Raw genomic sequence first — 17,192 nt, 5'->3', positions numbered from 1 at the left:
GGAGTCGTTCCAAGCCTTTGCGGTCAACCCGAGACGCAGGTCCATCCACAGTAGGGCCGTGGAGAGTGCGCGGCCCCATGGAGATCGTCGCGACGAAGGTCATCGTCCGGCTCATCGCGTCGGGGAGAGATCCGGGTCCCGACCATCGCTCCTCGCCTAGGGTCCGGGGATGGGACGATCCACGCTCGTCCGCCTGGCGCACTCCGAGCACCCGATCGCGTCGCCGCTGAGCGATGCGCGCGTCGAGGGCCTGCTCGACCGGACGACAGGCGGGCGACGGAGCGTCCTCGACCTCGGGTGCGGTGACGGCACGTGGCTGCTGCGGGCGCTCGGCCGGGAACCCGGCCTCACCGCGGTAGGCGTGGACACGTCCGACGTCGGGTTCGCCGAGACGCTGGCCAAGGCCGCCGCTGCCGCGGGCGTGGCGGACCGGCTGACGCTGGTCCAGGGCGACGCCCGGCAGTACGTGAGCGAGGCGCCGTTCGACGCGGTGCTCAGCGTGGGCGCGGCGTACGCGTTCGGCGGCCTCGGACCCACGCTCGACGCCGCCCGCGGCCACCTCGCCACCGACGGGCTGCTCCTGCTCGGCGACTGCTTCTGGCCCGCGCCCCCGACAGCGGCCGTCCTCGACGGCCTGGGTGGCGCCTCGGCGGACGAGTACCTCGACCTGCCCGGCACCGTCGACCTCGTGACGCGGCACGGGTGGGCGACGGTGCACGGGCACGTCAGCACGCAGGAGGAGTGGGACGACTACGAGTGGGCGTGGACGGGGGCACCCGCTCGCTGGGCGGTCGAGAACCCAGGCCACCCCGAGGCGCGTGAGGTGCTCGCCGAGGTCGAGAAGCACCGCGACGGCTGGCTCCACGGGTACCGCGGCGGTCTCGGGTTCGTCACGCTGGTCCTGCACCCGGGCCGGGCGACCGTCACGCGTCCTTGAAGAACTTCACAGCTCCGGCACGGCGCCCGCCCCTCCTGCACCACCACCCCGCGCCGGCGACGCTCCAGAATCGCTGGATGGCGAACATCTTCGAGGCAACGCGGCCTGACGAGTACCTCATGCGCCTCGCCGCATCGGATCTGGGGCAGAGCTACAAAGCGATGGCAACCTCCGAGCTCGACCTGTCCGAAGGCCAGACTGTGGTCGACGTCGGGTGCGGGCCGGGTGCCGATCTCCTGGCGTTCAGCGCAGCGGTCGGCACCCACGGATCGGTCCTGGGCATCGACCATGACGTCGACGCGGTCGCTGCCGCGCACGAGCTCGTCGCGGCCGCAGGCAACGTCAAGGTCAGCGCGGGCGATGCTCACGCACTCGACCTCGAAGCAGAGAGCGTCGACCGCACTCACACGGACCGTGTGCTGCAGCATGTCGCCGATCCGAGCCGCGTGGTCGACGAGATCTTCCGCGTCCTGCGTCCAGGCGGACGTGCGGTGCTCGCCGAACCGGACTGGGGAACCCTCGCGATCGACGGGCCGGACGCAGCAACGACCAGCGCGTACCAGGCCTTCGTCGTTCAGGAGGTCGTGCACAACTCGTGGATCGGTCGCCAGCTCCCCAGGCTCGCCGATCGTGCCGGGTTCACGGTCGATCGAGTCGTCCCCGTGACAGCCGTCTTCCATGACGTCGTCGAGGCCGACAGGGTCCTGGGCCTCGGACGGGTGGCCGAGCGAGCACGGGAAGCGGGGTACCTCACCGCCGACGCCTCCCGCCGTTGGACCGACCACCTGACGACCGCCAGGTTCTTCGCGTCCGTCACCCTCTTCGTCGTGGCCCTCGACCGCTGATTGAGGACCGCAGAGCAGCGTCGATTGGCACCATGCGCTCGGCTTGCGGTCCAGCGTGTGGTCGTTCGGCGGGCGCGGTCGGCGCTCGCACTACGGTCGAGACGTGGTCACCGTCGAGATTCCCGGATCGAAGTCGATCACCGCCCGAGCGCTCTTCCTCGCTGCGGCTGCGGGGGGACGCACGACCTTGGTCGACCCGCTCGTGTCCGACGACGCGGAGGCGTTCGTGGAGGGCCTGCGCCGGCTGGGCTACCGGGTCGAGGTCGGCCCCACGGAGTGGTCAATCGACGGTGTCCCGTCCGGGCCGCCGGTCGCGAGCCTCGGCGCTACCGGATCGAACCCGACGCTTCGTCGGCGAGCTACTTCTTCGCGATGGCAGCGCTGCTCGGCACGACGGTCACGGTGCCGGGCCTCGGTGCTGGCGCCCTCCAAGGCGACCTGGGGTTCGTCGACGTCCTCGCACAGATGGGTGCGACCGTCGAGCAGAGTGCCGGCGCCACGACGGTGACCGGCGTCGGTCGGCTACGCGGCATCACGGTCAACATGCGCGACATCTCCGACACGATGCCGACTCTCGCCGCGATCGCCCCGTTCGCCGACGGCCCGACCCGGATCGTCGACGTCGCCAACACGCGCGTCAAGGAGTGCGACCGACTCGAAGCGTGCGCCCTCAACCTGCGCGGCATGGGCGTCGATGTCGAGACGGGTCCCGATTGGATCGAGATCCAGCCAGCCGTCCCGCACACCGCAGAGATCCGCACCTTCCGGGATCACCGGATCGCGATGGCATTCAGCATCGCCGGGCTGGCCGTCGAGGGCGGCGTGACCCTCGACGACCCGGAATGCGTGAAGAAGACGTTCCCGACGTTCCATCGTGTCCTGGCTGACGTCGTCACGGCGGGGGCACCGACCACTGCCTGATCCGGGGCGCCCTCGACGGAGGCACGCGCCAGACGCGCAGATCACGGCCAGAGGAGCGCGGTCGGGACGTGAACCGGCTGGTCACAGGGCCTACTGGTCTTCACGCACACCATCTACCAGTCGGGACGCACACACCGGTCAGTAGCGCCAGTCGCGCATGTCCTGCTGGTACGTGCGCTGCACCGTCGGGGAGAGCAGGGTCGACGACGGCAGGTCGCGCGGCGGGTTGTCGGCGGGCAGGTGCGTGGTCGCGGCGAGCGACTCCGCGTCGTGGAACCGCAGCTCGTCGGGGAGGGACGTGCGCGCGAAGAGGCCGGGGACGTCGTCGGGCAGCGTGCCGCCCGCCTCGCCCGCTGAACCTCCCGGCAGGGACAGCACGAAGCCCCACTCCCCGAACGACGGCACGTTGACCGTGAGCGGCACGACGGCGCGCTCGGGCGCCGCGGCGCGGACCGTGGAGACGATCTGCCAGTACGCGTTCGGCGTGAAGTACGACGACGTCGCCTGGGTCGCGAACGCGCCGCCCGGCCGCAGGTGCGCGACGACCAGGCCGTAGAACTCCTGGGAGTACAGCTTGGCGACGCGTTCCCCCGACGGGTCGACGAGGTCGACGAGCACGACGTCGAACGTGTCGGCCGTCTCCTCGAGCCAGCGGAACGCGTCGGCGTTGACCACAGTGACGCGCTCGTCGTCGAGCGCGTGCTCGTTGAGGTCGGCGAGCAGGCGGTTCTCGCGCGCGAGGTCGGTGACGGCGGGGTCGAGGTCGACGAGCGTGACGTCGCGCACCGAGCCGTACCGCAGCACCTCGCGCGCGAGCAGGCCGTCGCCGCCGCCGAGGATCGCGACGGAGGCGGGCGCGGCGACCGAGGTCATCGTCGCGTGCGCGAGGGTCTCGTGGTACCGGGCCTCGTCGACCGACGAGAACTGGAGCTGGTCGTTCAGGTACAGGCGCGTGTCGCCCCGGTACTCGGTGACGACCAGCTTCTGGTGCGCGCTCGCCTCCTGCGCCACCACCGGATCCTGGTACATCCCCGCGCTGATGCGCGTCTCGAGCCACGACGACGCGGCGAAGCCGCCGAGGAGCACGACGAGCGTCACCGCGGCGAGCGCCGTCCACCGCGGTGGGTGGCCCATGCGCGCGAGCATGAACGCGGCGACGGCGACGTTGAGCACCGCGACGACGAACGCCGTCCGCACGAGGCCGAGGTACGGCAGCAGGAGGAACGGGAACAGCAGGGACGCCGCGAGCGCGCCGAAGTAGTCGAGCGCGAGCACCTTCGACAGCAGCGAGACCGACCCCTCGCTCCCCCGCTCCTTGAGCACCGCGACGAGCAGCGGGATCTCGACGCCGATCGCCGTGCCGATCGCGAGCGAGAGCAGGACGAAGACGAGCCAGTACAGCTCGGTCTGCGCGTACGCCCAGAACAGCGCCAGCACGGATGTACCACCGAGCAGGCTCAGCACGAGCTCGTTCCGGACGAAGCTCAGGCCCGCCGTGCGCTGGAGCCGCGGCGCGAGCAGCGAGCCGAGCCCCATGCCGAACAGCGTCAGCCCGGTCGCGACCGAGAACGCGACGACCGAGTCGCCGAACAGGTACGACGCCGCGGTCCCGAGGATGAGCTCGTAGACGATCCCGCCGACCGCGACGAGCAGCGCCGCGGCGAAGACCGTCGGCCGGTCCATGCGCCGCGTGCGCCCGGTCCGGGGCAGCGCGGGGCCGCCCGCCGCGGCGTCGGACCCGGTCGAGGCCGGCGCCGACGTCGTCGGCTCGGCGTCGGGTTCGAGTGTCGCGGTGTCGTGCGGAGGCATGCTCAGGAGGTGATCGTCCCCGCGATGATGAGGCCGATCGCGATGGCGAGGCCCGCGATCATCACTCCGAACGCGGTGTTGTGCTCGTCGACGAGCTCGCGGTGCAGGTTGAGGCGGAAGATCTTGTTCGCGACGACGAGCGTGAGCAGGAGCAGCACGATGCCGAGCACCGAGTAGAGGATCGTCGAGAAGAAGGCCCAGAGGAACGCGAGTGGTGCGGCGGTGGCGATCACGGTGTCTCCCGGTGGTCAGGTGGTAGGACGGGCTGGCGGGCGGGACGACGACGCGAGGGTCGCCGGGCAGGTCGGTCGGCCGGGACGGTCACTTGCCGAGACCCCCGCCACCGCCGCCGTACACGGAGCGCCGCACGCAGCTGCCGCTCTCCTCGTAGGTGCCGGTCTGGCCGGTCGTCGGTGACGTCGTCACGACGGTGCGGGGCGTGCAGGAGGACGAGTCGTCGCGGTCGGCGTTCGCCTGGCACGCCCCGAACGTGACGAGGGCGACGATCCCGACGGCGACGGCGACCACGCGGTTGCCCAGGGTCCGGCGCGGGGCGAGCCGGCGCCCGAAGAGGCGCCGCTGCTCGGCGACGTCGATCCGCCGGCCGCGGTAGACGGCCGTCACGGGGCCGAGGGGGCCGGTCGTGCGCTCGACCGCGACGACGAACCCGTGCCCCGCGAGGTCGACGAACTCGACCTGCTGCCCGACGACGAACGGCTCCGCGAACTGCCCCTCGACCGACTCGACGCGTCCCGTGCCGTGCTCGCGGACCGCGAGCCGGTGCGGCTGCCCGTCGAGCCGCAGCTCGAGCGTGCGCCCCGGGTGCAGGCCGTCCAGGTCGACGACCGGCGGCCACGCCTCGGTCGGGTGGAACAGCGTGACGTCGCGCGTGTCGTGGTCGTACTCGACCCAGACGTCGGAGCCGTCGTGCGCGAGGAGCTGCCACTCCTCCCACGTGTACGTGGACCCGTCCTGCCGCGTCGCCAGGACGGCGACGGCGCGCGGGGTCGCCCGCTGCGGCGGCGCGCCGACGAGCTCCTCGCCCACCCGCATCGCGAGCCGGGGGCGCGACCCGCTCACACGAGGCTCCGCACGGCGACGTCGCGCGCGCCCAGGACGTCGGCGAGCAGCTCGCGGACGTCGTCGGTGAACGTGGCCGACGACGGCGCCCGGCACGTCGTCAGCGTCACGTACGCGGTGCCGTGCTCGGGCCACGTGTGGACGGCGAGGTGCGACTCCGCGAGGAGGATCACCATGCTCGTGCCCTGGGGCTCGAAGCGATGGGAGGCCTCGCCGAGCGGGGTCATCCCCGCCTGGCGGACGATCGCGTCGAGGCAGCCGCGGACCGTCGGGTCGTCGTCGAGCAGGCGCGGGTCCGCGCCCGACACGTCGAAGACGTGCACGAGGTTGCGCTGCACGTCCACGTCCCCCTGGCAAAGCTCGTTCGCGATCTCGGACCCGGCGTGCGGGCGAGCGACCCACGGGACCGGTGGCCGCGTCGTCGGGCCGCGCACACCCTAGCGGAACCGGTACACCGCGCGGTCCGCGATCTGCGGCGCGAGACTGGACGCACGGTGATCGCCGAGATCCCTGTCCCTACCGCACGAGGAGCCGTCATGGCCGTGCAGCTCAGCCCCTACCTGAACTTCGACGGGAACGCCCGCGAGGTGATCGAGTTCTACGGGTCCGTGTTCGGCGCGGAGCCGGCGATCGACACCTACGACTCGGCCGGCCCGGTCGACGACCCGGAGCAGGCGAAGAAGGTCATGCACTCCCAGGTCGAGATCCCCGGCTCGGGCACGGTCATGGCGTCGGACGTGCCGCCCGGGATGTCGGTGTCGGGCAACGCGTCCGTCGCGCTGTCCGGCGGACCCGAGGAGCGCGACCAGCTCCACCGGTGGTTCGCCGCGCTGTCCGAGGGCGCCCGCGACGTCATGGCGATCGAGACCGCGCCGTGGGGCGACGAGTTCGGCATGGTCACCGACCGGTTCGGCATCGCGTGGATGGTCAACGTGGCCGCCTCGACCTGACGAACAGCGTCGAGGGGGCCGAGGACGGTGAGCTTCACGGAGTCTCCTTCGGGGAGGCGGCGGCTCGCTGGGCGGGCGGGATGTTCGCGTTGGCACGGAACGTGTTCGCCGGGTCGTGGACGGCCTTGAGCGCGGTCAGCCGCGAGAGGTCGTCCGGCTCGTACGCCGTGCTGGTGCGTGTGCGGTCGGCGTTCTCGCCGTGCCCCATGAAGTTGAGGAATCTTCCCGTCGTCCAGGGGCCCAGGTCGTGGAACAGGCGGTCGAGCACGCCGTGCGCCTCGCGCGTGCCCGTGCCGTCGAGCGGGGCCAGGACGGCGAGCATGTACGCGGCCGACCTGTGCCCGACGGCGCTCGCGTGCGGGGGCGGGTCGGACAGCGCGCCACCGAGGCGGCGGAGCTCGACGATCGTCGGGACGGCCGCCTCCGCGCCCACATGGCCGCGGAGCAGCTCCACGGCTCGCCCGTCCAGGTCAGAGAGCAGGGCGTTGTCGGCCGCCCACGCCATGGGGACGGGCGGGTCGTCGTGGATGGAGGCGCTCTCGGCGTACGGCAGGACGGAGAGCGTCTCCAGCAGCCGCGGACCGATCGCCCGCAACGGGGCCACGAGGCGCTCGCCGACCTCGGCGCCCTCCGTGCAGGCGATGCGTACGTGGTAGACGCGACGTCCGCGCATCGCCTCCGGGAGGAGCGGGTCGTCGGGGAACGGGACCAGGGCGAGCGAGGTGTTCAGGCTCCGGGGGAGGTCGGACGCCCACTCGACGTACGCCTGCAGCAGTCCTGGGGTCTGGTCGGCGTCGAAGAAGAGCCCGCCTCCGTAGACGTGGGTCACCGGCACCAGCTCGAACTCCAGTGCGGTGACGATGCCGAAGTTGTCCCGCCCACCGAGCAGCGCTCCGAAGAGCTCGTCGCCGGGGTCGACGTGGCGCAGACGTCCGTCGGCGGTCACGACGTCCATGGAGCGCACCCGGTCTGCCGCCCACCCGTGGCTGCGGCCCAGGAGGGGGAGCCCCCCACCGAGGGTGTAGGAGACGACCCCGACGTGCGGCGCCGAGCCGTTGAGGGGCGCGAGCCCGTGGACCGTCGCGGCCTCGACGACCCTGTCGAAACGGGCACCGGCCCCCACCCGGGCGATCCTCGTCGCCGGGTCCACGTGCACGTCGGACATCCGGCGGGTGGAGACGAGCATCCCGCCGTCGAGCGGCACGGACGCACCGTGGCCGGTGCTCTGGACGGCCACCGGCCATCCACGCTCCGTCGCGTACCGCACGGCTGCTACGACGTCCTGTGCCAGGGTGGCGCCCACGATGACGTCCGGGCGGTGCCGGACGGCCAGGTTGAAGCCCGTGCGCTCCTCGTCGAACCCGTCCTGTCCCGGCACCAGCACCGGTCCGTCGGTCTGCATGATGGTCATTCCTGACTCCCTCGCTCGATCGGTCGGGGACACCATGCGGGCCGAAACATGACAGCCGCCGTCATATCTGCGCCCTACAGTCGAGCGGTGAAGTTCGACCGCCTGCTCTCGATCGTGCTCCTGCTGCAGAACCGAGGGCTGGTAACGGCGAAGGAGCTCGCCGACCGCCTCGAGGTGTCGCCGCGCACGATCTATCGCGACGTGGAGTCGTTGTCGGCGGCGGGCGTGCCCGTGTACGCCGAGCGGGGCAAGCACGGTGGCATCGCCCTGCTGGAGGGATTCCGCACCGATGTCACCGGCCTGACGGCGGACGAGGCGCGCGCCCTGTTCGTGCTCGCCTCCCGGAGCGCGCACTCGGCGCTCGGCCTCGACGCCGCCCTGCGGGCCGCACTGCGCAAGGTGATGGCCGCCCTGCCGGCACCCCACCGTCCCGCGGCCGAGCTGACCAGCCGCCGGATCCTCGTCGACCCGGAACGCTGGCTCGCCGCGCCCGGTCCGGACGCCGACGTGGCGGGCCTGCACGACGCCGTCGTGAGCGACCAGCGGGTCCGCATCCGCTACCGGCACGGCGACGACCCCCGCGAGCGCTCCTACACCGTCGACCCGTACGGGCTCGTGGCCAAGGCCGGTGCCTGGTATCTCGTGGCCGACCATCGAGGTACGCCCCGTCTTTACCGCACGGACCGGATCGCGTCCGTCTCGCTCACCTCGTCCCCGGTGTGCCGCCGACCGGGTGTCGAGCTGGACGAGATCTGGTCGGATCTGCGCCGCAAGGTGGAGGACCGCGACGGCGGGATCGTGGTCGGCGTGCGGGTGCGCCGCGCACGGCTCGACAGGGTGCGACGGATCGCCGGTACCTACTTCGTGGGACAACCCTCCTCCGCGGACGGCGACCCAGGGTGGGTGGAGGTGGAGATGACCTATCCCGTGGTGGAGGCCGTCCGGCACCTGCTCCAGTTCGGCCCGGACGTCGAGGTGCTGTGGCCGGACGAGGCCCGCGCCCAGATGCGGGTCGTGTCCGCCCAGGTCGGCGCGCTGTACGCCGGGTAGGAGCTGCTCACGAGAGCGGCTGGCTCATGCCTGCGGCGCGAACTGGGAGAGCACGAGCACCGCGCCCTGCGGGTCGCGCACGGTCGCGTACCGCGCCCACGGGTCCTCGGTCGTCGACAGCACCTCCGCGCCCGCCACGCGGGCGGCGTCGGCGGCGGCGTCCCGGTCCGCGACGGCGAACGCGACCTCCCAGCGGGCCGGTCCGTCGTCGGGCACGATCCCGGCGACGGCGTCGGCGAACCCGGGCGGGGCGAAGCCCGCCTGGCGCTCGTGGATGCCCGGGTCGGACGTGCGGGCGAGGTGGTCGCCGTACCCGGGCACGCGGGCCATCCCCGCCGCGAGGTCCGGGTCGACCTCCCAGCCGAGCAGGGCGCCGTAGAACGCGAGCGCACCGTCCGGGTCGGGCGTGAGGACGTTGCTGAAGTTCCACGTCCCGGGCTCGTTGACGCGCTGCGCGCCAGGGCGCGTGCCCGCCTGCCAGAGCCGGCTCTCGACGCCCTGGGGGTCACGGATCGTCGCCGTCCGGCCGGCGACGTCGCCCGGCCGGCCCACGGCTTCCGGCGGCGTCACGACGACGCCGCCGAGCGAGGCGACCCGCGCGGCCGCGGCGTCGACGTCGTCGACCGCGAGGAAGGTGCTCCATGCGGCGCTCGCGTCCCGGCCGCCGGCGACCCCCGCGACGGCGGAGTCGTCGGTCCCGTCGACGGAGGCGACGACGTACCGGCCGGCCGCTCCGCCCGGTCGTTCCGTGAAGCGCCAGCCGAAGAGCGCGCCGTAGAACGCGAGCGCCGCGTCGACGTCGGGCGCCTCGAGCTCGACCCAGCACGGCACTCCGTGCGGGTAGGTCCGGGGGAGGTGGGCTGCCATGTCTCCAGCGTCCCTCCGTCGGGCCGCGTTGTCCTGCCCGGAAGGCGGACAGCGCGCGGTCGAACGTGCGCACGTCGTCGATCGTGCCGGGCCAGTAGTCGACGGGGTTGCCGCCCCACGGCAGAGTGCGGGAACCCCGAGATGTGGCCGACGACCGGTGTCGGCGTCAGCGGTGTATGAGCGACTGCCAGTCCGAGGGGACGCGGTCGGCCGGACCGGGTGCGGTCTGCTCCGGCGGGTGCGACAGGGGTGCGGCGAGGTGCGGGCCCTCGAGCACCTGGGACGTCTCGTAGTCCCAGTACCAGTCCTCCCCCGGTTCGAACGAGCGCATGAGCCGGTGCCCGGTCTCCTGGAAGTGGGTGGTCGCGTGCTGCGCGGGCGACGAGTCGCAGCAGCCGACGTGCCCGCACGTGGCGCAGCGGCGCAGGTGCACCCACCACCCACCGGCCTCGTCGCACTCGGCGCACCCGGTGCCGCTCGGAGGAATCTCAGGGTCGACGGCGGTCGCCAGGGCGGCCGCCAGGACCGGGTCGTCGAGACCCTCACCATTGACGTTCGGCGCGCGGTCGGCGCTCACCGCGCCCCCGCGCCCGCGGCGCGGACGACGGGCGCCCACGACTCGGGATCGAGTGCCGGTGCCGGCTCCGCCGCGGCCCAGGCGCGGCAGTCGTCGATGGTCGCGGCGAGGAGGCCGCGCAGCCGCTCGTCCGGGTCGGGGACGCACGCCTCCGCGATGCCCTGGACGGCCGCGGAGATGATGCTCGGCGCGGCGTCGCGCACGAACCGGCTCGGCCGCAGGCGCGCTCCCTCGCAGAACCGCTGCGCCCAGCGCGCGGTGCGCGGGCAGCTCGCCAGCGCGTCGGCCGACTGGGCGCTGAGCGTGCCGGCGGGACGGTCGTCGAGCACGTCGAGCATCTTCTCGGCGCCGATGATCGCCACGGCGAGCGTCTGCTGCCGGTCGGCCGGGGCGATCGGCAGCGCGGTCACGGCGGCGCGCAGCGCGATGCGCACGTCCCAGTGCGGGTCGTCGCTCGCGAGGCCGATGACCGACGGGATGAGCGGGGCGAGCTTCGGGCGCTCCGGGTCGACCGTGAGGTCGTTCACCGCGCGTGCCAGCATCGCGAGGAGCGGGTGCGTGCACCGTGGATGGTCGCTCCACTTCTCGCCCGCGAGGTATGACGCGAGCTCCATGAAGCACGCGCCCTTCTTCGGGTTCCGGTGCTTGCCACGTCCCAGCATCGGCAGCATGTCGTAGGTGTCGGTCACAAGGTCACCCCCACAGCGGGTCCGGGTTCTTCGTCCAGTCTGCGCCGGGGTCCGGGCGTTGGCAACGGGAGCGGTGATCCCGGTCACATCCGGGGTGGGGCGTCGTTCGCACAGGCCGCTCGTCCTGCCCTCGACGAGGCAGGCCACGCGACGTCGTCGATCGCGAGCCACGGCGCGACGGCCACGGCCGAGGGTGTGAGCCCGGTGAACGCCTTGACCTCGCGGTGGAGGTGGGACTGGTCGACGTATCCGCTCTCGGTGGCGACGCCGGCGGGGGCGTGACCCGCGGCGAGGAGGTGGGCCGCGTGGTCGAACCGCACCAGTCGGGCGACGCGTTTGGGGCTGGTCCCGAGCTGAGATCCGAAGCGGGACCACAGGCGCTTGCGGCTCCAGCCGACCTCGCTCGCCAGGCTGTCGACCCGTACCAGTCCTCGGCTGGTCCGCGTCCGCCGCCAGGCGTGGGCGACCTCCGGATCGACCGGTGGGCGCGCGCCCAGCCGTCGCCCGAGGACGTCGGCCGCGATCGTGAACCGTTCGTCCCACGACGTGGCGGCGCGCAACCTGTCCTCGACCCGCCCGGCGTCGCGACCCCAGACGTCCGCGAGGGGTGCCATCGCCCCGCTGAGCTCGGGTGATGCGCCGAGCACGGCAGCCGCCACGTCCGGCTCCAGCCGGATCTGGAGACACTCGCCCACGCAGCCACCTGCCCGCAGCTCTCCGGGCAGGAGCCCGATGACGACGCTGCCGCGCTCGCGCCGGCCGCGGGTGTCGCAGACGATGCCGCGTCCCTCGCTCAGGTCGATGAGCAGGGTGACGGCCGGGTGCGCGACCATGGTGATGTCCAGGGGAGCGGGGAGACGCTTGCCGAACCCGGCCATGCTGATCCCCGGCAGCCGATCCGAGCGGCGCGGGACTGCGACGTCCACCGTGGTCCAGTCTGGTGCCCCGGCCGACATCACGTCGCCAGTCTAGGCATCGGGAACCAGGGGCGGGTTGCCGACGCTTCGTTGCCGCGAGGTCCAGTCCAGCAGCAGCTCGCCGGTCGTCTCGGGCGCTTCGAGCATGGGGATGTGCCCGACCCCGGACAGCATCTCGATCCGCGCGTTCGGCACCACCTCGTACTGGTGCGCCGACGACGGGTCCCAGCGAGGGTCGGCAGCACCGAAGACCACCAGCACGGGGACGGTGAGGGCGGCGAGACGATCGGGCACGCTTCGCTCCGCGATGTACGCGACGTTCCCGAGCGACGCCATCCTGAAGGCGCGATAGGTGGTCCGCCTCAAATCGGCGATCGCCTCGTCGGACACGTCCACCGGGCGAGCGGTCGTTGCGTTGATCCCCTTGCGGATCATCGCGTCCGAACGCCTCGACCAGATCAGCGGGCCGAAGGGCGGCCCCAGCAGGACCCGAAGGATCACCGGCTGGGGCAGCAGCGCATCCGGACGCGGGCCGCTGTTGATCAGCGCGACCGCCCGCACCAGGTCGGGGCGCTGCTCGGCGAGTGCGGTGGCGGCGTAGCCGCCGCTGGAGTGCCCGACGACGGCGACGTGACGCACGCCGAGGTCGTCGAGCACCGCCGCCACCCGGTTCGCCTGCACGGGCACGTCATAGGACGACGGCGGTGGGGACTGGCCGCAGCCCGGGAGGTCGACCCGGATGACGTGGTGCTGGTCGACAAGTGCCGGGACCACCGGGCTCCACGAGGCACCCGATGCCCCCGATCCGTGGATGAGAAGCAGCGGCGGCGCCTGCCGCGGACCGTCGTGCACCACGTGCATCCCTTGCGAACTCTCGACACCGTTCTCGCTCATGCGAGAGATGTTGCACGGGCCGCCGACCACCAGTCTTGGACGAATGTCGTCGCGGGAACGATCATCGGCCCCCTTAGGCCGCCCCACCCGCCTCAGACGCCCGAGGCCCTCGTGGTGTCGCCACCTAAGGCACCCACCGGGGAACTGTGAGCGGTCGACCGATGCGACACCGGGGGGCTCAGGTGGAACGTCAGTGTCGGACAGGCAGGGTGCCTGCAGAGACGGGGACGACACGATGAACAGCACGCAGCTCGATCCGACCTTCGAGGCGGATCTCACCTACCGCACGCAGCGGCTGCGCGAGGACTTCCGGAACGACGAGCCCGCGCTGCTGCACTGGTGGCGCGGACGCCGTCAGCGCCACGACCACCCGGCGCGGTGACCGCGCCGCCCGACGCCGTCGACGAGGGTCTCGTCGGCGGCGTCGTCGTGTCCCCTGAGGTAACCGGTAGTCACGTGTCGGTGCCCGCTGCGAGGATGGGGACCGTGCCCCGACCCTCCTCGCGCGCGCCTTTCGTGGCCCGCGCCGCCGAGCTCGACGTGCTCGCCGCAGCGGTGGACCGGGCGCGCCGTGGGGAGCCCGGCGTCGTCCTCGTCGGGGCGGACGCGGGCGTCGGCAAGACGCGCCTCCTGACCCGCGCCGCGGAGCTCGCGGCCGAGGGCGGGGCGACCGTCGTCTGGAGCCACTGCGTCGACCTCGGCGAGGTCGGGCTGCCCTACCTCCCGTTCTCGGAGGCCCTCGCCACGCTGCGCTCCCAGCACGACGCGGTCGACGAGACCGTCGCGGCCCGGCCGGCGCTCGCCCGCCTGCTCGACGCGGCCACGCCCGCCGACGAGCAGCAGAGCCAGGGCGAGCGGCTCCAGCTCTTCGAGAGCATCGCGGCGGCGATCGCGGCGTCGGGCACGCCCGAGTCCCCGCTCGTGCTCGTCGTCGAGGACCTGCACTGGGCGGACCCGTCGAGCCGCGACGTCCTGCGCTTCGTCGTCGCGCGGCTGCGTGCCGAGCACGTCCTCGTCGTCGCGAGCTACCGCGCCGACGACCTCCACCGCCGCCACCCGTTGCGCCCCGTCCTCGCCGAGCTGCTGCGCCACCCGCGCGTCGAGCACGTCCAGCTTTCCCCGTTCACGGAGCGCGAGCTGCGCGAGTTCACCGCCGCGGTCGCGGGCGGCCCCCTGCCCGACGACGCGTTCGAGTCCGTGCGGACGCGCTCCGAGGGCAACGCCTACTTCGCCGAGGAGCTCGTCGAGTCGGGCCTCGGCGACGAGCTCCCGTGGTCGCTCGCGGACGTCCTCCGCGCCCGGCTCGAGGCCCTGGACCCGGCGGTGCAGCACCTCGTGCGCGTCGCCTCGGTCTCGGGCCGCCAGGTGAACGAGCCGCTCCTGCGCGCCGCCGTCGCGCGGGATGCGGCCGACGGCACGACGGACCTGCCCGACCACCCGTTCGACCGCTCGCTGCGCGAGGCCATCGCCCACAACGTCCTGGCCGTCGAGGGCGACGGCGGCCGCGACGTCGTCGTGTTCCGCCACGCGCTCCTCGCCGAGGCCGTGGCGTCCGACCTGCTGCCCGGCGAGCGCGTCGGCGTGCACCGGGCGTACCTGCACGCGCTCGACGACGATCCCACCCTCGGCTCCCCCGCCCTGCGCGCGCACCACGCGCTCGCCGCGCACGACCTCCCCGCCGCGCTCACGGCGTCCCGCTCGGCGGCCCGCAAGGCGGCGCGTGTGCTCGCGCCGGCGGAGGAGCTGCGGCACCTCGAGCAGGTCCTGTCGCTGTGGCAGGCCGTGCCCGACGCCGAGGCCCTCCTCGGCGAGGACCGCGTCACCGTGGCGCTCGCCGCGGCGGGGGCGGCGAGCCGTGCGGGTGAGCCCGACCGCGCCGTCGCGCTCGCGCGCCGCGTCGTCGAGGGCACCGCGGACGACCCGCTGCGGCAGGCGTCGCTGCGGCACGTCGTGTCGCGGTACCTGCTGAGCGAGGAGGTCGAGGAGGTCCTCGCGCACACCGAGGCCGCGCTCGCCGTCCTGCCCGTGGAGCCGCCGTCGCTCGATCGCGCGTGGACGCTCGCGATGCGCGCGCGGGCCGCGATGAACGCGGACCTCGACGAGCTCGCGGTCGAGGTCGCCGGCGAGGCGCTCGACGTCGCGCACCGACTCGACGCGCCCGACGTCGAGGCGGACGTGCTCACGACGATGGCGGTCCTCGAGGTCGCCGACGACGACCGCGCCGCCTCCCTCCTCGCCCAGGCCCGCGAGCGCGCGGTCGAGGCGGGCGACATCGTCACCGAGCTGCGCTGCTGGTACAACATCGCGGCGAACCGCTACTACGCCGGCCATCTCGAGGCGGCGCTGGACGTCTCGCGCGACGGCGTCGACAGGGCCCGCGCGACCGGTCTCGGCTGGAGCGTGTACGGCGTCGAGCTGCGCCTGTTCCACGACCTCGTCCGCTACGCCCTGGGAGACCTCACCCCCACGGACACGGCGGGCGAGACCATGCCCGAGGGCTCTGCCGCGGCGCTGTCGTGCGTCCAGCTCTACGCCGCCGTCGCGCGCGGCGACGAGGACGCCATCCGCCGGGGCGCCGCGCTGCGCCGTGAGTGGTCGCGCGACGGGCAGATCGCGCTCATCTCGGGCGGGTGCTCCATCGACGCGCTGACGCGGGCCGGACGGTACGAGGAGGCGGTGGCGCTCGCCGTGGAGCTCGTCGTGCACCTCGGCCGCACGTGGAGCGACTACTTCCTCGGCCGCATCTGGCTGTCGGCGCTCGCGCTCGCGGCCCTCGCCGACGCGGCGTCCGCGGCCCGGCTGCACGGTGCGGCGGGCTCGGCCGAGGTGGCCGACCTCGTGGCCCGCGGTGCCGACCTGCTCGAGGCGGCCCGCACGACGGCCGAGCGAGGCCGGCCGCGCGGTGGACGGCTCGGCCCCGAGGGCCGCGCCTGGCTCGCGCGCGCCGCCGCGGAGCACTCCCGCCTCACGGGGGAGAACGAACCCGCCCTGTGGGAGGAGACGACGCGCACGTTCGACTACGGCTACCGCTACGAGGTGGCCCGCTCCCGTTTCCGTTGGGCCGAGGCGCTGCTCGGCGCGGGCGACCGCAACGCCGCGGAGATCGAGGCGGGGCAGGCGCTCGAGGAGGCCGAGTCGATGGGCGCGGTACCGCTCGCCGAGGCCGTCCGCGCGCTGGCCCGCCGTGGTCGCCTCGACCTGCCCGGTGTGCGCCGCTCGACGACGGCGGTCCTCACCGACCGCGAGGAGGAGGTCCTGCTCCTCGTCGCGCAGGGGCTGACGAACCGGCAGATCGGGGAGCGCCTGTTCATCTCGGGCAAGACCGTGAGCGTGCACGTGTCCAACGTCCTTGCGAAGCTCGGCGCGTCCGGGCGGGCCGAGGCGGTCTCGCTCGCGCACCAGCGCGGGCTGCTCGAGGTCTGAGGCGTGAGCCCACCCGCCCCGGGGGTGCTCCTGCTGCTGCGCCACGGCGAGAGCACGTTCAACGCGCGCGACCGCTTCACCGGGCTGCTCGACGTCCCGCTCTCGGAGGCGGGCGTCGCCGAGGCCCGACGCGCGGCACGCCTCCTGGCGGACGCCGTCGCCCGCGACCCCCGCCTCGCGCCGCGACGCGTCGTGACGTCGCCCCTCGTCCGCGCCTCGGGGACGGCCGCGATCGTGCTGGACGCGCTGCCCGGGCCACTATCCCTCGTCGTCGAGTGGCGCCTCGTCGAGCGCCACTACGGTGCGTTCACCGACAAGCCGCGCGACGTCGTCCGCCGCGACTACGGCGAGGCCGCGTACTGGCGCTACCGGCGCTCGTACCTGCACCGGCCTCCGCCGCTCGGGGATGACGACCCCGCCCGACGCCGCGTCGACGACACCCTCCTGCGGCTGCCCGACGCCGCGCGCGCCGAGCTGCGCCCGGACGCCGAGTCCCTCGCCGACGTCGTCGAGCGCCTGCGGCCGCTCTGGGCGGCGACGCAGGCGGCGCTCGCTCGCGGGGAGTCGCTCCTCGCCGTCGGGCACGGCAACTCGCTGCGCGCCCTCTCCGTGCTCGTCGACGACCTCACGCCCGAGGAGGTCCAGGACCTCGACCTGCCCACCGGGCACCCGCTCGTCCACCGGTTCACGGCCGGGCCCGACGGCGCGCTCGTCCCCGAGGTCCGCGGCGGCACCTACCTCGACGCCAACGGCGCCGAGCACGCGATCACGGCCCTGCGCTCGCGCGGCGGAACCTGAACGTCCGTCGCTCCGACACCTCAG

At 73.5% G+C, this 17,192-nt stretch carries 18 protein-coding genes and 1 pseudogene; 9 read left to right on the top strand and 10 right to left on the bottom strand.

The window, feature by feature from the left end; translation table 11 throughout:
• The first annotated feature begins 169 nt into the window (after positions 1 to 169).
• From AC4H2H_RS06730 to AC4H2H_RS06715, 4 genes and pseudogenes are all read left to right on the top strand, one after another.
• Positions 170 to 937, top strand: a complete 768-nt coding sequence (locus AC4H2H_RS06730) for an SAM-dependent methyltransferase (protein WP_494370027.1) — start codon at positions 170 to 172, stop codon at positions 935 to 937.
• Positions 938 to 1,014: 77 nt separating this feature from the next.
• Positions 1,015 to 1,782: a methyltransferase domain-containing protein gene (locus AC4H2H_RS06725; protein WP_494370026.1), complete on the top strand. Its 768-nt coding sequence runs from the start codon at positions 1,015 to 1,017 to the stop codon at positions 1,780 to 1,782.
• Between the two features lie 55 nt (positions 1,783 to 1,837).
• Positions 1,838 to 2,059, top strand: a pseudogene (locus AC4H2H_RS06720) (carboxyvinyltransferase); the annotation flags it as partial.
• Positions 2,059 to 2,703 (top strand): 3-phosphoshikimate 1-carboxyvinyltransferase, encoded by a 645-nt coding sequence (locus tag AC4H2H_RS06715; RefSeq protein ID WP_494370025.1) that lies wholly within the window; start codon positions 2,059 to 2,061, stop codon positions 2,701 to 2,703. The pseudogene AC4H2H_RS06720 and the gene AC4H2H_RS06715, both read left to right, overlap by 1 nt.
• A gap of 138 nt (positions 2,704 to 2,841) precedes the next feature.
• Here AC4H2H_RS06715 and AC4H2H_RS06710 read toward each other — a convergent pair whose 3' ends face one another.
• The 4 genes from AC4H2H_RS06710 to AC4H2H_RS06695 form a co-directional block, all read right to left on the bottom strand.
• Positions 2,842 to 4,512, bottom strand: a complete 1,671-nt coding sequence (locus AC4H2H_RS06710) for a polyamine aminopropyltransferase (protein ID WP_494370024.1) — start codon at positions 4,510 to 4,512, stop codon at positions 2,842 to 2,844.
• 2 nt (positions 4,513 to 4,514) lie between these two features.
• The gene (locus tag AC4H2H_RS06705; RefSeq protein ID WP_494370023.1) at positions 4,515 to 4,745 is read right to left on the bottom strand and encodes a DUF350 domain-containing protein; all 231 of its coding nucleotides are present in this window, start codon (positions 4,743 to 4,745) and stop codon (positions 4,515 to 4,517) included.
• 88 nt (positions 4,746 to 4,833) lie between these two features.
• Positions 4,834 to 5,592, bottom strand: coding sequence for a hypothetical protein (locus AC4H2H_RS06700; protein WP_494370022.1), 759 nt, complete (start codon positions 5,590 to 5,592; stop codon positions 4,834 to 4,836).
• Positions 5,589 to 5,930: an S-adenosylmethionine decarboxylase family protein gene (locus tag AC4H2H_RS06695; RefSeq protein ID WP_494370021.1), complete on the bottom strand. Its 342-nt coding sequence runs from the start codon at positions 5,928 to 5,930 to the stop codon at positions 5,589 to 5,591. Before AC4H2H_RS06695 ends, AC4H2H_RS06700 begins: the two co-directional genes overlap by 4 nt.
• A 198-nt stretch (positions 5,931 to 6,128) precedes the next feature.
• Between AC4H2H_RS06695 and AC4H2H_RS06690 the strand changes: the two genes are divergently transcribed.
• A complete protein-coding gene (locus AC4H2H_RS06690; RefSeq protein ID WP_494370020.1) occupies positions 6,129 to 6,542 on the top strand; it encodes a VOC family protein in 414 nt (137 codons plus the stop codon).
• A gap of 34 nt (positions 6,543 to 6,576) precedes the next feature.
• On the opposite strand, the gene AC4H2H_RS06685 is transcribed toward AC4H2H_RS06690, so the two are convergent.
• Complete coding sequence (locus AC4H2H_RS06685) at positions 6,577 to 7,953, bottom strand: FAD-binding oxidoreductase (protein ID WP_494370019.1); 1,377 nt, start codon at positions 7,951 to 7,953, stop codon at positions 6,577 to 6,579.
• Positions 7,954 to 8,040: 87 nt separating this feature from the next.
• Between AC4H2H_RS06685 and AC4H2H_RS06680 the strand changes: the two genes are divergently transcribed.
• Entirely contained in the window at positions 8,041 to 9,003 is a 963-nt protein-coding gene (locus AC4H2H_RS06680; RefSeq protein ID WP_494370018.1) for a helix-turn-helix transcriptional regulator, read from the top strand.
• Positions 9,004 to 9,027: 24 nt separating this feature from the next.
• On the opposite strand, the gene AC4H2H_RS06675 is transcribed toward AC4H2H_RS06680, so the two are convergent.
• The 5 genes from AC4H2H_RS06675 to AC4H2H_RS06655 all read right to left on the bottom strand — a co-directional run bounded on the left by AC4H2H_RS06675 (position 9,028) and on the right by AC4H2H_RS06655 (position 12,947).
• On the bottom strand, positions 9,028 to 9,870 hold the full coding sequence (locus tag AC4H2H_RS06675) for a VOC family protein (RefSeq protein ID WP_494370017.1): 843 nt from the start codon (positions 9,868 to 9,870) through the stop codon (positions 9,028 to 9,030).
• Positions 9,871 to 10,036: 166 nt separating this feature from the next.
• Positions 10,037 to 10,381, bottom strand: a complete 345-nt coding sequence (locus AC4H2H_RS06670) for a UBP-type zinc finger domain-containing protein (RefSeq protein WP_494370099.1) — start codon at positions 10,379 to 10,381, stop codon at positions 10,037 to 10,039.
• Positions 10,382 to 10,443: 62 nt separating this feature from the next.
• Positions 10,444 to 11,136, bottom strand: a complete 693-nt coding sequence (locus AC4H2H_RS06665; RefSeq protein ID WP_494370016.1) for a hypothetical protein — start codon at positions 11,134 to 11,136, stop codon at positions 10,444 to 10,446.
• 83 nt (positions 11,137 to 11,219) lie between these two features.
• The gene (locus AC4H2H_RS06660; protein WP_494370015.1) at positions 11,220 to 12,062 is read right to left on the bottom strand and encodes a helix-turn-helix domain-containing protein; all 843 of its coding nucleotides are present in this window, start codon (positions 12,060 to 12,062) and stop codon (positions 11,220 to 11,222) included.
• A gap of 42 nt (positions 12,063 to 12,104) precedes the next feature.
• Positions 12,105 to 12,947, bottom strand: a complete 843-nt coding sequence (locus AC4H2H_RS06655; protein ID WP_494370014.1) for an alpha/beta fold hydrolase — start codon at positions 12,945 to 12,947, stop codon at positions 12,105 to 12,107.
• Between the two features lie 235 nt (positions 12,948 to 13,182).
• Here AC4H2H_RS06655 and AC4H2H_RS06650 point away from each other — a divergent pair, with 235 nt between their 5' ends.
• The 3 genes from AC4H2H_RS06650 to AC4H2H_RS06640 all read left to right on the top strand — a co-directional run bounded on the left by AC4H2H_RS06650 (position 13,183) and on the right by AC4H2H_RS06640 (position 17,168).
• Positions 13,183 to 13,329 (top strand): hypothetical protein, encoded by a 147-nt coding sequence (locus AC4H2H_RS06650; RefSeq protein WP_494370013.1) that lies wholly within the window; start codon positions 13,183 to 13,185, stop codon positions 13,327 to 13,329.
• Between the two features lie 104 nt (positions 13,330 to 13,433).
• The gene (locus AC4H2H_RS06645; protein ID WP_494370012.1) at positions 13,434 to 16,370 is read left to right on the top strand and encodes a helix-turn-helix transcriptional regulator; all 2,937 of its coding nucleotides are present in this window, start codon (positions 13,434 to 13,436) and stop codon (positions 16,368 to 16,370) included.
• 3 nt (positions 16,371 to 16,373) lie between these two features.
• Complete coding sequence (locus tag AC4H2H_RS06640) at positions 16,374 to 17,168, top strand: 2,3-bisphosphoglycerate-dependent phosphoglycerate mutase (protein WP_494370011.1); 795 nt, start codon at positions 16,374 to 16,376, stop codon at positions 17,166 to 17,168.
• Positions 17,169 to 17,192 lie beyond the last annotated feature (24 nt).

Source organism: Cellulosimicrobium sp. BMG9.22 (genome assembly GCF_059159975.1).
Note: the sequence above shows the minus strand (reverse complement) of the source record. Positions and strands in the feature narration are given on the sequence as shown.